Source organism: Pantoea anthophila (genome assembly GCF_026104315.1).
GTDB lineage: Bacteria > Pseudomonadota > Gammaproteobacteria > Enterobacterales > Enterobacteriaceae > Pantoea > Pantoea anthophila.
The window spans coordinates 2,268,747-2,281,794 of the sequence record NZ_CP110473.1 but is presented as its reverse complement, the minus strand read 5'-3'; the positions used below and the strand labels follow the sequence as shown (position 1 = coordinate 2,281,794).

The 13,048-nt window shown below is 50.6% G+C and carries 10 protein-coding genes and 1 pseudogene; 2 read left to right on the top strand and 9 right to left on the bottom strand.

What is annotated here, in order from left to right:
- Window positions 1-13: 13 nt before the first annotated feature.
- The 5 genes and pseudogenes from OJ965_RS13145 to pth form a co-directional block, all read right to left on the bottom strand.
- Window positions 14-2,884 carry an ATP-dependent helicase gene (locus tag OJ965_RS13145; RefSeq protein ID WP_265136223.1) on the bottom strand — a complete coding sequence of 957 codons (2,871 nt, stop codon included), beginning with the start codon at window positions 2,882-2,884 and terminating at the stop codon, window positions 14-16.
- A gap of 244 nt (window positions 2,885-3,128) precedes the next feature.
- Window positions 3,129-3,725, bottom strand: a pseudogene (locus tag OJ965_RS13140) (IS5 family transposase); the annotation flags it as partial.
- 186 nt (window positions 3,726-3,911) lie between these two features.
- Entirely contained in the window at window positions 3,912-5,105 is a 1,194-nt protein-coding gene (locus OJ965_RS13135; protein ID WP_265136221.1) for a tyrosine-type recombinase/integrase, read from the bottom strand.
- 214 nt (window positions 5,106-5,319) lie between these two features.
- Window positions 5,320-6,411, bottom strand: coding sequence for a redox-regulated ATPase YchF (gene ychF, locus OJ965_RS13130; protein ID WP_046101684.1), 1,092 nt, complete (start codon window positions 6,409-6,411; stop codon window positions 5,320-5,322).
- 108 nt (window positions 6,412-6,519) lie between these two features.
- Window positions 6,520-7,107 (bottom strand): aminoacyl-tRNA hydrolase, encoded by a 588-nt coding sequence (gene pth / locus OJ965_RS13125; RefSeq protein ID WP_009090644.1) that lies wholly within the window; start codon window positions 7,105-7,107, stop codon window positions 6,520-6,522.
- 255 nt (window positions 7,108-7,362) lie between these two features.
- Between pth and ychH the strand changes: the two genes are divergently transcribed.
- A complete protein-coding gene (ychH, locus tag OJ965_RS13120; protein ID WP_009090642.1) occupies window positions 7,363-7,638 on the top strand; it encodes a stress-induced protein YchH in 276 nt (91 codons plus the stop codon).
- Here ychH and OJ965_RS13115 read toward each other — a convergent pair.
- The 4 genes from OJ965_RS13115 to lolB form a co-directional block, all read right to left on the bottom strand.
- Window positions 7,635-8,786: a GGDEF domain-containing protein gene (locus tag OJ965_RS13115; RefSeq protein ID WP_265136215.1), complete on the bottom strand. Its 1,152-nt coding sequence runs from the start codon at window positions 8,784-8,786 to the stop codon at window positions 7,635-7,637. The genes ychH and OJ965_RS13115 overlap by 4 nt on opposite strands.
- A gap of 213 nt (window positions 8,787-8,999) precedes the next feature.
- Entirely contained in the window at window positions 9,000-9,947 is a 948-nt protein-coding gene (gene prs / locus OJ965_RS13110) for a ribose-phosphate diphosphokinase (protein ID WP_009090638.1), read from the bottom strand.
- A 136-nt stretch (window positions 9,948-10,083) separates the two neighbouring features.
- Complete coding sequence (ispE, locus tag OJ965_RS13105; RefSeq protein WP_009090636.1) at window positions 10,084-10,941, bottom strand: 4-(cytidine 5'-diphospho)-2-C-methyl-D-erythritol kinase; 858 nt, start codon at window positions 10,939-10,941, stop codon at window positions 10,084-10,086.
- Window positions 10,938-11,561: a lipoprotein insertase outer membrane protein LolB gene (lolB, locus tag OJ965_RS13100; RefSeq protein WP_009090634.1), complete on the bottom strand. Its 624-nt coding sequence runs from the start codon at window positions 11,559-11,561 to the stop codon at window positions 10,938-10,940. Before lolB ends, ispE begins: the two co-directional genes overlap by 4 nt.
- Before the next feature lie 216 nt (window positions 11,562-11,777).
- On the opposite strand from lolB, the gene hemA reads away from it, so the two are divergent.
- A complete protein-coding gene (gene hemA, locus OJ965_RS13095; protein WP_009090632.1) occupies window positions 11,778-13,034 on the top strand; it encodes a glutamyl-tRNA reductase in 1,257 nt (418 codons plus the stop codon).
- The last annotated feature ends 14 nt before the right edge of the window (window positions 13,035-13,048 follow it).

Genomic DNA, 13,048 nt, shown 5'->3' with positions numbered 1-13,048 from the left:
TGACATATTTCACTCAAGCACGGAAATTCCAATTTTTTCTGTCACAGTAGGCCCTTGCACTACAGTCAACACAGGCCTTATCTGGTCGTGACTTGAGCGAAAAATCCTTGATCTCAATCCTGCTAACAATTCTATCAAATTCCGCTACCGTTTTGTCGATTGTACCATTCGTTTTGTTAAAAGATATGTTGGGTAATCCATTGGTTTCACCGGTAAAATACAGATGCATTTTGCTTACTTTATAACCGTAATGCTCTTCTACCAAATGAGCATAGATCTCAAGTTGCCTTTTATGATGCTGGATCCGTTCTTTATCACGCTCCATATCAGGTTTACGTTCTGACTTAAAATCCACCAGTTCGACTGTTCCATCAGCACCTTTAATTAAATCGACACTACCTGTTAGTACGTAATGGCTTTTAACCAAAGAAATATCGACTTCCGTTTCTTTAATATTAGACCAATCACCATTTTTACGCTCGACATAACGCATGACATGTTTTAAAGCCGCACCTAATGTAGATTCCCCTAAATACATACGTTCACGATTTGCCAAATTTTGATAATTATCCATCAACCATATTTTTATATTATCTTCGTTAATGTTAAACGCTTTTCCTCGAATAGCCATCTTGTGTATATCTTCAAGGGTTTGATGAATCAAAGTACCAAATAGCATAGGGCTTGCTTTTACTGGTTGGAATTCCAACTCTTTAAACAAACGATATTGCTCTGCGCAGGTTTCAAATAACGTAATATGAGATGTAAAGGCATACTCATTTTTTATATTAACATCTTTTACTAACTCAATATCTAACGCAGCGAGTTGAAATTTAACCTCCCGCCAATACTTTAATCTTGCAGTGCAATCCGCAAAGTGCCGAGATGGTGTTCTTCCATGTCCCATTTTTTCCTGACCGGTGAGTATGAGTAAATTTTTCGGCCGCGAAAATGCAGTGTAATAGAGTCGCCAGAAGTCAAAATATTTCGTGTCGTCTAATGGTTCAAATGGTTTTTTCCCCATATATTGGGTTTCGATAATCTCATCAAGACCCGTATATTGCTTACGAGGAGTTGCTTCAAGTGAACCTACAAAAACAATAGGAAATTCTAATCCTTTTGACTGGTGTATGGTTAAAAAAGAGATAAACCCTGAAGGAGCATATTCAGACATATCTTCATATTCATCAATTCCTCCATCATGTAAAAATCTCAGGAAGTTATCAAATAGATCTCGAAGATTCCGTTCCATATACTTTGGGTTTAAAACATTGATGTGATGTAAATACTCAAACTTGCCAAGCATGCGGCTAAACTGTGCTAAATTTCTTTGCGCACGCGCATTACTGTTCTTCTGATCCAAATATTTAGAGAACAGCGGAAATTGTAATATCTCGTAAAATATCCCCAAGAAGGAATTATCAGCACTTTTAGTTAAATTAATGTGTTCATGTGCTTTTTTCTTACACCAAGAGACTAAATCTGAGTGTTCTGTTTTACTGAGTTCAGAGATAAGCGGTGACAGACATTGTTGCTCATAATAGGTCCAAATAGCTAGGATGTTGCCTTCCTGACTACGCTTTTTGCGATCAGGAAGAACCATTGGAAAAACGAGATGTAGGACACCAAGCATTAAACGAACCTCTTCTCGCTCAAAGAACAGATTTGCGCGCGGCGAATAAACTGGAATCCCTTTATATTCAAGATATTGTGCCAGTAGCCTCACTTTGTCGTTTTTTACAGACCGAAATAAGAAAGCCACCTGATTCCAGTCTTTCAAATTACCATTGTCCCTCAGATGAATTAATAGCTGATAAACATCTTCATGCCAATTATCTCCTTCAGGAGTAATAGCACTAACTACCGTTGGACCATTCGGAAAAATACCATCTCTAGCAACAATATTCTTAGGGTAACGATAATTGATCCCATTTCTCAGCCAAGGCTTCTCTTGCATAAACGTATCGTAAAACCCAACGATTTCAGGATGCGAACGATAATTGATAGATAATTTAATCTGCTGACACCGTCCAAGTGGAAATTTTTTCGGGAATTCAAGTATGTTACGTACACTTGCACCACGGAAACGATATAAAGCTTGATCATCGTCGCCTACGACACAGAGGTTTTGTTTTTCTCCCATTAAGATTTGAAGTAATTTTTCTTGAATAGTATTGGTATCTTGATATTCATCCACCATAAGATATTCAAGCTTGTTTTGAAGCTCCTTAAGAAGAAGTGGATTATCACGAAGAAGATAGTAGGTTTCGAGCTGGATAGAGGAGAAATCTAAAGCATTATGTTTAGCTAGCTGTGTTTGATATAAATCATAGCTATAGCCCAAGGCATTGATTGCCACATCTGAAGAACGACACAATTCTTCAACATCCAATACCTCTTCAGAAACTTTATTTAACCATCCGATTAAATTTTCTGATTTAATCCATGCTGGGAGTTTATGTTCCCCTTGAATATGTTCTATACCATCAATACCTTTGAATTCTCGCAGCTTTTGATAAATAAAATACTGTTGATCAAACTGATCCATTAATACAAATGAGCGCTTCAAGCGAGTATATTCACGGTATTCTTCCAATATCCTCAGGCAGATTGAGTGAAACGTTCCCAAGTACATCTCATTGATATTAAAGTCTATACCTAACTCGATAATTCTATTTGATAACCGTGTCTTAAGCTCTTGTGCGGCCTTTTCCGTAAAGGTCACAACAAGTAGTTGATCAGGTGATGCCGCGTGAAAAGTAATGAGATTGATAATCCGCTCAACGAGTGTATAAGTTTTTCCTGAACCCGGACCGGCAATGATCAGTAATGGGCCGCTATGATGATTTATCGCAATCTGTTGATTTTTATTAGAAGATGACATAGGTGACCTAAAAATGGGTAACAAAAAGAAACCAGTTTCGTGTAATATTTAGCCGATACAATACTACCAGATAAACCTTATAATATTTACGAAAATGATCTTCAAAATTAGTGTTGATTGATACCAATGACGATAAGGTTAGTTTAAATTATATTTCACACGTAAAATCATTCTAACTTACTGATTTTATTCGGTTTTTATCAAATAAGACTCAGGGCGAGCATCCCTGTAGCTAGCGGGATTTTCAGGCAATATGCACACTTGCAGACATACCTAACTTCGTCATTTTGTTCAGTGCACGCACCATGACCAAAACCTCCTCAACCTGACCATCGCAATCACGCAGCGTCAGTGAACCTCCAAACAACTGTTTTACCCAGTACATTGCCGTTTCCTCTATCGACCGTCGATTTTGATCTGTTGTCAATTTTCACCGCGCATTACTCCCTGTGAGCCGCTGATTCGCAACAGCACGGTTACAATCTGCATATTCATCTGACCATTATCCCGATCCTTTTCGGGGCGTGATGAGCGCGCTGATTTTCTTACGTCGCAGTTCATCGTGGCATAGCTGGGTGTCATAAGCTACGTCCGCTGCCGCTGACTTGATTTTTCGGTGGGTTTACCTGATAAGATCCGGTAAAATCTCTGAGTCCGTAACCTTGTTTAGCTACAGGTCTGCGCAGATGATTTCATGTGTTTTGCTGTAAACGGCCAGATGTAGCTTCCGTCAGATACGACGGCGTTCTTTGCCGTGTTTTTTGACTTTCCACTCACCTTCACCGAAAACTTTCGGCCCGGCGTAATCAATTACCAGATGCGCGATTTCATCCAGGGTGGGGGGAAACTGACGTTAAGGTCGCAGCAGAAGTATCTGCTCATGGAGATGCCCTGTGCTATTAGAGATGGAAAAACAGATTGATTAAAAAGTTGAATTAGTACTGAAATATAGGCCAAAGTGTAGTTTTTAAATTGTGGTGGTGAATAATCTCTATTAATCAGTATTAACACACCAATGCATCATCGTTTACAAAACATCAGCACTGCTGTCAGTGCTGCTTACCCATCCATCAAGCTTATCAGCCCATTCCTGCATCATCACTTTACGCTCATCAAGATACGTCGCATGGTTGTACGTGCGGCGAACGTTGTTGGTATCAGCGTGCGCAAGCTGAGCTTCGATAGCATCAGGTCGATAGCCCATCTCGTTTAACCGTGTGCTGCCTGTGGTTCGGGTTGCATGTGGACTGTAAGTTCCACTCCAGCCGAGGCTTTTAAGTAGCTGACGCAGCGAGTGTGATGTCATCGGGCCATGTGGGTTATCACGGCCCGGAAAGAGATGGTATCGATGCCCGGTTAATCCCTGTAGCGTTCTGAGCATGTTGACGGCTTGGGAGGGGAGGGGAATAACATGTTCCCTACGAGCTTTCATGCGCGTCGCCGGAATGGTCCATAATGCATTTTCGAGATCGAATTCTGCCCATTCAGCTTCTGTGACTTCGGCTGGCCGCGCCAGTGTCCACCACATTAGCCACATGCAATAGTTAACCTGATATGAGCCGCGACTGTTATCAAAACAGCTGAGTAGCTTTCCGATTTGCTGTGGATTTAATGCCTGTTTGTGCTGTGTCTTATTCGCCGGAAGCGCCTTGCGAACAGGCCAGACAGGATCGCTGTCAGCTCTGAGCGTTGCCACTGCCAACTCGAAAACCGATGAAATGGTACGTCGGGCTTCAGCGGCAACAGTCGGAGCGCCGCGTTTAGCGGTTTCCTGAAGAATTTTAAGAATGTGGTGTGGGGTGATCTCTCTGATAGGGAGTTTACCAATTGCGGGGAAAACCACACGTTCAAGCATATCCAGTCGGCGTGTTATGGTAATTTCGGCCCAGTCTTTCATCTGCAACCACTCTTTGGCGATCAGCTCAAAGGTGTTAGAAGCGTCATTGACCTTGCGGATCTTATCTAACTGACGAGCCTGTGTCGGGCTAACTCCATCTGCGACTTGCTTACGCGCTTGTTCGCATTTCTCGCGAGCTTCGGCGAGCTTTATCGCTGGATACTCACCCAACGCAAACATGCTTGATTTTCCGTTGAGTTTAAATCGATAGCGCCATGCCTTTTTGCCATTGGGTTTCACTTCGAGGTAGAGACCATTAAAGTCATTGAGTCGATAGAGTTTTTCTTTCGGCCTGGCAGTATGGCATTGCGTATCAGTGAGCATAGCGGGTCCTTGACTATTTCTTATACCGTTATTGTACTCACCTAAAATGATAATGGAAACGGATTATACTCATCTATGTACTCATTTTAGACTGCGCTTCCATGAGATCACATGAGACAATGTGGAATAAATAAATCCACGCAAGTGCGTGGATTTTAGGGGTTTTTTGAGCTTCATGAGATGTTCTGAAACCTCATGAGACAACAAAGCTTATTTAGACGTTAAACAGGAAGTTCATCACATCGCCATCTTTCACGATGTACTCTTTACCTTCTGAACGCATCTTGCCAGCTTCTTTCGCACCCTGTTCACCCTTGCAGGCGATAAAGTCATCAAATGCGATGGTCTGCGCGCGGATAAAGCCTTTTTCGAAGTCGGTGTGAATTTTACCGGCAGCCTGAGGGGCAGTTGCGCCCACCGGGATAGTCCAGGCACGCACTTCTTTCACGCCTGCGGTGAAATAGGTCTGCAGGTTCAGCAGGGCGTAACCGGCGCGGATCACGCGGTTCAGGCCCGGCTCTTCCAGTCCCAGCTCCGCCATGAACTCGTCACGCTCTTCATCTTCCAGCTCGGCGATATCAGATTCCACTGCGGCACACACCGGTACCACCACTGAACCTTCCGCTGCTGCGATAGCGCGAACCTGATCCAGATAAGGGTTGTTCTCAAAACCGTCTTCATTAACGTTAGCAATGTACATGGTCGGTTTCAGGGTCAGGAAGCTCAGATAGCGAATCGCCGCTTTCTCATCGGCATCCAGATTCAGAGAGCGCAGCATGCCCGCTTCAGAAAGGTGCGGCAGGCATTTTTCCAGCGCAGCCAGCTCGGCTTTCGCATCTTTGTCGCCGCCTTTGGCTTTCTTCTGCACGCGCTGAATCGCACGCTCACAGGTATCAAGGTCAGAAAGTGCCAGCTCGGTGTTAATCACGTCGATATCTTCCGCCGGGTTAACTTTACCCGCGACGTGGATGATGTTGTCATTTTCAAAGCAGCGCACCACGTGACCGATCGCCTCGGTTTCACGGATGTTGGTCAGGAACTGGTTACCCAGGCCTTCACCCTTAGACGCGCCTTTCACCAGACCCGCGATATCGACGAATTCCATGGTAGTCGGCACCACGCGCTGCGGCTTAACAATCTCCGAGAGCTGGTCGAGACGCAGGTCAGGCATGGGCACCACGCCCGTGTTAGGCTCAATGGTGCAGAAGGGGAAGTTAGCCGCTTCGATACCCGCTTTGGTCAGCGCGTTAAACAGAGTGGATTTACCGACGTTCGGCAGGCCCACGATACCGCATTTGAATCCCATGGTTTGATACCCTTTATAACTGGATGGACAGTGCGCCCGATGGCGAGCTGTCGGAGAAGAATTGAAAAATTCCGCGCATTATACACGGAATCGCGACGATTCGGGCGTTTAAGCAGGTTTGAAGGCGTGCAGCCGGTTCATGGCTTTAATGCGATCCTCTTTCAGCCACAGCTCAGTGCAGCGCGCCGCCTCATCTATGGCTTCATCAATCAGCTTCTGCTCGCTGACGGGCGGTTTACCCAGCACAAATCCGGTCACCTTATTGCGATCGCCGGGATGGCCGATACCGATGCGCAGGCGGTGGAAATTGTTGTTGTTGCCCAGTTTGCTGATGATGTCTTTCAGACCGTTATGGCCGCCGTGGCCGCCACCCTGCTTAAATTTCGCGACGCCGGGCGGTAAATCGAGTTCATCATGCGCCACCAGAATCTCTTCAGGCGCGATGCGATAAAAGGTCGCCATCGCCGCCACCGCTTTACCGCTAAGGTTCATAAAGGTGGTCGGCACCAGCAGGCGGACATCCTCTCCGGCTATCGCCAGACGGGCGGTGTAGCCATAAAATTTGCCTTCCTCTTTCAGAGACTGATTGTGGCGTTCCGCCAGTAAATCCAGATACCAGGCACCTGCATTATGGCGCGTGGCGGCATATTCAGCGCCAGGGTTGGCCAGTCCCACAATCAGTTTAATGCTGCTCACAATGATTATCCTGCTGTTATCGCGAAAGGGCGTTAGTTTACTTCGCGACAGGCGAGATGACAAAGCAGAAGCAGTCAAATGGTTCATCAGCGTGATTAATCATTTTCTATCGGAATCAACAGTCTGCAATCAAGACCAGGCGAAGCTTTATGGTTGATGTGTGATCCAGCCCGCATCGCGGGGCTGAGCCATTACCTAAACTTATGACACTTAACATTGTGTGCGGTTATTGGCTCTTATGGATGGAGGTGCATTATGAAACATCATCACTGCCGTGTAGCGGGTAACACGCTAATGGTACTGGGGTTAGTTACCATGGTTCTGGGTGTCGGTTTCTCTATTATGAACCAGCTGCCCGCGCTCGATCTGCCTCAGTCTCTGGCGCAGGGCGCTATCTTCAGTATCTTTATTGGTGCGCTGCTCTGGCTGGTGGGCGCCCGGGTCAGTGGCCGGGAAAAGATAGAAGATCGTTATTACTGGGTGCGTCACTATGACCAGCGCTGCCGCCGGTCACACAACTCACACCACTAAAGAATGGCAGCAGGCAGCGGATGCTGCGCGGTGCGGTTTCGGCCGCTGGCCTTGGCGTGGTAGAGCGCCGCATCCGCCTGCACCAGTAACGCTTCAAAACCCTGCTGATGATGTGTGGCCGTAGCAAAGCCAATGCTGACCGAATAGGCAATCGCATTATGTTGTGATGCACAGACCGCCAGCCGGATTGTCTCACACCACGCTTCTGTCTCCTGTGCCGTCGCCGGAATGATGGCCGCAAACTCCTCTCCGCCCAGTCGCGCAAAACGTCCCCCCGCAGGAATCAGTGCGCTCACCACCTCGCAAAAGTGGATCAGAATCTGGTCGCCCTGCTGATGCCCGTAGCGATCGTTGATGCTTTTGAAATGGTCCAGGTCAAACAGGATGGCGCTGAAGGGCCGGTTCTGGCGATGGCATCGTGCCGCAATGTTCTCTGCTTCGCTGAACAGGGCGCGGCGGTTCCAGACGCGGGTCAGCGGGTCGTGCAGGGAAGCATGTTTCAGGGTCTGCTGCATCCGTTCATTCACCATCGCCAGAATGGTGAAGGTGAGGCCAATAACAAACAGAATCGACTCCAGGATAACGTAAACCGAGAAAGCCGACCCGCCAATCGCGCCAGGCAGACCACTGGCAACGGCATTGTCCAGAAACAGCCGGGCCAGATGAAACAGCAGATGGATCCAGAGCAGCAGCTGGGCCGGCCAGAAGGTGGCTTTCAGCGTGTCACGAGCCAGCCAGACCAGCTGGATCAGGGCGGCGGTATAGGCGACGCAGGCAAGACAGAGCACCACCACCCGTTTCGGCAGGCTGTCGTAAAATGCAGGGAAACAGCAGAGCAGCGCCCAGAGCAGGGCACCCAGCAGCCAGTGGCTGCCGATGGGTTTGCCACAGAAGCGGCGAAAGGCATTCAGCAACCCGCCATAGGCCAGCATCACCAGCACGTTCCCGACGGCCACCGGCAGAAAATGGAAGCCGCTGCTGCGCAGGCTGCTTAAAAAGACCGCCACCAGCGTCAGGACCAGCGACAGCAGGGTAAAGCCCAGCACGCGATCGTACTGCGATCCGACCCAGGCAAAAATCATGATCAGGCTTAAAAAGCCCAGCACATAGAGCTCGCAAATAAACAGGGTATAGATATCGAGAGTCATGATGGCCGGGTTCTGATGAGAAATGGGCAGCAAATTACCATTTAACGGCAGCGGGCAGAAGCGGGAAACGAGGCCATTGATGAAAAGAGTGCGTGGCGTTGCAAACCGGGGCGAACGGGAAAATTTATCGCGCCAATCTCAGAAAAAGAAGAGAGTTAAGCGGGCAGGAACAGGCATAAAAAAACCGGGCACAGGGCCCGGTTTCCGCGAAGATTAATGCTCGAACATCGCCGAGATGGACTCTTCGTTACTGATGCGGCGAATGGCTTCAGCCAGCATGCCTGAGAGGGTCAGTGTGCGCACGTTCGGCAGCGCCCTGATCTCTTCAGAGAGAGGGATGGTGTCACAGACAATCACCTGATCGAGCACCGATTTACGCAGGTTTTCAACCGCGTTGCCGGAGAAGATTGGGTGGGTTGCATAAGCAAACACGCGTTTGGCACCACGCTCTTTCAGCGCTTCAGCCGCTTTGCACAGCGTGCCGCCGGTGTCGATCATGTCGTCGACCAGCACGCAGTCGCGGCCAGCAACGTCACCAATAATGTGCATCACCTGAGAGACGTTCGCGCGCGGGCGACGTTTATCGATGATAGCCATATCGGTGTCGTTCAGCAGTTTAGCGATAGCACGGGCACGTACTACGCCACCAATATCGGGAGAAACAACAATCGGGTTTTCCAGTCCGATCTGCATCATATCTTCCAGCAGGATCGGGCTGCCAAATACGTTATCAACCGGGACGTCGAAGAAGCCCTGGATCTGCTCGGCGTGCAGGTCAACCGTCAGAACACGGTCAACACCGACGCTGGAAAGGAAGTCAGCCACAACTTTAGCGGTGATCGGCACACGCGCAGAGCGCACGCGGCGATCCTGACGGGCATAGCCAAAGTAGGGGATGACTGCGGTAATACGACCAGCAGAAGCACGACGCAGCGCGTCGACCATCACAACCAGTTCCATCAGATTATCGTTAGTGGGGGCACAGGTGGACTGGATGATGAAAATATCACCACCGCGTACATTTTCGTTGATCTGTACGCTCACTTCACCATCGCTGAAACGTCCGACAGCGGCGTCTCCCAGACTGGTGTAAAGGCGGTTGGCAATACGTTGTGCTAGTTCCGGGGTGGCGTTACCAGCAAATAGCTTCATATCAGGCACGAGAAGAACCTCAGGCTTTGCGTCCAGAGAATGAACGACATGACCGTAACCGGCGTGCACGGTCATGGGCGTTCACACGGGTGTGTTGATGCAAAAGGTGCAGTGTCCGGAACGTGGTGACACTGTCACGCTTTTGCTAATCGCCTCGCAGGGTACGCTGTAGCGGCGACACGTTAACGCCCCGGGCTACAAATCCGCGCACCCCATTCGGGGCAAGCTCCAGCACCTGGCGGGCAGCAGACTCGGTGTCAAATTCAGCAAACACACAAGCGCCCGTGCCAGTCAGGCGTGACGGCGCGTATTCTAGCAGCCAGGAAACCAGCTCATCAACCTCGCGAAAACGTTTTCTTACCACTGCTTCACAATCGTTGGCGAAGGGGGAGGCTAAAAGTGTCGATAAACTGCGCGCTGGGGTGTCACGCGTCAGGTCGGGATCGCCGAACACCACCGGCGTGCTGATATGCACGCCAGGGTGCGCAACCAGGTACCATTTTTCAGCCGGGTCGGCAGGCTGAAGCTCTTCGCCCACGCCCTGCGCAAACGCCGCGAAGCCGTGGACAAACACCGGGACATCGGCCCCGAGCGTCACACCCATCGCCGCCAGTTCTTCGGTCGAAAAGCCGGTCTGCCACAGATGATTCAGCGCCACCAGCACGGTAGCGGCATCAGACGAGCCGCCGCCGATGCCGCCCCCCATGGGCAATCTCTTCTCGATAGCAATCTGCGCACCCGCGCTGGCAGAGAGGCGATTGCTCTGCAGCGCCGCCTGTTTCAGCAGGTTCGCGGCGCGCACAATCAGGTTGTCCTCATCTGCCACACCCGCCAGCGGCGTCAGCAGCTGAATGCGACCGCTCTGGTCAGCGTGAATCTGCAGCTCGTCACCGTAATCGAGAAACTGAAACAGCGTCTGCAGGTTGTGGTAGCCGTCGGGACGACGGCCGGTAATGTAGAGAAAAAGATTCAGTTTTGCCGGGGCGGGCCAGTGGGTGATCATTGAACGGTCCAGCTGTCCATGCGCAGTTTAATCCGCTGGTCACCCTCTTTCAGCTCCAGGCTGGAAGGGAGTGGCGGAGTCACTTTGCTGTCGTAACCGGCGATGGAGACCTGCCAGGTCTGACCGTCGCGGCTGTAGTTCAGGCTGCGCAGCTGATAACTCTCGTTGAGCTGATAGTCGCTGGCATCGCCTGGCAGACCCATCATCCACTGACGCAGATTAGCCAGCGGGATGTCCATGCCGGTTAACTGGGAAATCATCTTCTGTGCATCGTTGCTGACGTAACGCTTGCCCTTGTTATCGACAATCTGCACGACCGAGCCCTGCGCATCCAGCTGCAGCTCGGTGCTGCCCAGCGGATTGGTCAGCAGCAGGCGATAGCGGTCAGGCGCGGTCTGCTGCCAGTTGAAGCGGGCATACACTTTCTGTTTGTCGGAGAGGTAGGCAAAGGCGCCGCGGGTCTGATAGTGCGTAACCTTTGAGACCGCCTGCTGATGCTGTTGCCACTGCGGCGCGGTGACGCTGGGGCCCGGACCCTGCGGTTTGTTGACGCTACAGGCCGCCAGCAGCACGCTGGCAAGGGGCAAAAGGCGCAACAGATTGCGTGGTGAAGTAAGCATCAAGTGGTCATCTCCTCGGACACATTTATTATTGGCAACGGATAACGCTAACCGTCACGGTTTTAACCGTCAATGCTGTTATGCAGCAAATTGCGTATGATCGGGTTAATCTTATTACAGTCATAGCCTTTGTATGGCTTTTCTTGATCTGTCGCATCTTGTAGAATGCGCCTCACAAAACCCTGACATTATTGGGACATCCCAACCAAAATCACCATGACGCTGCTCGCTCTCGGAATCAACCACAAGACCGCCCCCATTGCTCTGCGCGAACGTGTTACGTTCGGGCCGGAGACGCTTGAGCAGGCCTTAAACAGCCTGTTATCACAGCCAATGGTGCAGAGCGGTGTGGTGCTGTCCACCTGTAACCGGACTGAGCTCTACCTGAGTGTAGAGCAGCAGGCGGATTTACAGGCGCGTCTGGTGAGCTGGCTGTGCAATTATCATCAGCTGAATGAAGAGGATGTGCGTAACAGCCTCTACTGGCATCAGGATAATGAGGCGGTCAGCCACCTGATGCGGGTCGCCAGCGGACTCGATTCCCTGGTGCTGGGCGAACCCCAGATCCTCGGTCAGGTGAAAAAAGCGTTTGCCGACTCCTCTCGCGGTCAGGCGCTGAGCAGTGAACTGGAGCGCATGTTCCAGAAAACCTTCTCGGTGGCCAAACGCGTGCGCACGGAAACCGACATCGGTGCCAATGCCGTCTCGGTGGCGTTCGCGGCCTGTACGCTGGCCCGTCAGATCTTTGAATCACTCTCCACCGTCAATGTCATGCTGGTCGGCGCCGGTGAGACCATCGAGCTGGTGGCCCGCCACCTGCGCGAACACCAGGTCAAAAATCTGATCATCGCCAACCGCACCCGTGAGCGCGCCGAAACGCTGGCGTCGGAAGTGGGTGCCGAGGTGATTACCCTGGCGGAGATCGACGCCCGTCTGGCCGAGGCGGACATTATCATCTCCTCCACCGCCAGTCCGTTACCGATTATCGGTAAGGGGATGATGGAGCGCGCCCTGAAAGCGCGTCGTAATAAGCCGATGCTGCTGGTGGATATTGCTGTCCCGCGCGACGTCGAGCCGGAAGTGGGCGATCTGCCTAACGCCTATCTCTACAGCGTGGACGATCTGCAGGCGATTATCGAGCAGAACCTGGCGCAGCGCAAAGCGGCGGCAGTGCAGGCCGAAAGCATCGTGGTGCAGGAAAGCAGCGAATTTATGGCGTGGCTGCGCTCGCAGGGCGCGGTGAACACCATCCGGGAATATCGCTCTCAGGCGGATGAGATCCGCGCTGAGCTGGAAGGCCGTGCGCTGCAGGCGCTGCAGCAGGGCACCGATCCGCAGAAAGTTCTGCAGGAACTGGCGCACAAGCTGACCAACCGTTTAATACATGCCCCAACCAAATCACTTCAGCAGGCCGCCCGCGACGGCGATAATGAACGCCTGCAGATTTTACGCGACAGCCTGGGTCTCGATTAGGCACACTGCTGTCG

Excerpts from the sequence above, each read along its gene's own strand:
- OJ965_RS13145 (WP_265136223.1), bottom strand. The coding sequence starts at position 2,884 with ATGTCATCTTCTAATAAAAATCAACAGATTGCGATAAATCATCATAGC.
- OJ965_RS13135 (WP_265136221.1), bottom strand. The coding sequence starts at position 5,105 with ATGCTCACTGATACGCAATGCCATACTGCCAGGCCGAAAGAAAAACTC.
- ychF (WP_046101684.1), bottom strand. The coding sequence starts at position 6,411 with ATGGGATTCAAATGCGGTATCGTGGGCCTGCCGAACGTCGGTAAATCC.
- ychH (WP_009090642.1), top strand. The coding sequence starts at position 7,363 with ATGAAACATCATCACTGCCGTGTAGCGGGTAACACGCTAATGGTACTG.
- OJ965_RS13115 (WP_265136215.1), bottom strand. The coding sequence starts at position 8,786 with ATGACTCTCGATATCTATACCCTGTTTATTTGCGAGCTCTATGTGCTG.
- ispE (WP_009090636.1), bottom strand. The coding sequence starts at position 10,941 with ATGATCACCCACTGGCCCGCCCCGGCAAAACTGAATCTTTTTCTCTAC.
- lolB (WP_009090634.1), bottom strand. The coding sequence starts at position 11,561 with ATGCTTACTTCACCACGCAATCTGTTGCGCCTTTTGCCCCTTGCCAGC.
- hemA (WP_009090632.1), top strand. The coding sequence starts at position 11,778 with ATGACGCTGCTCGCTCTCGGAATCAACCACAAGACCGCCCCCATTGCT.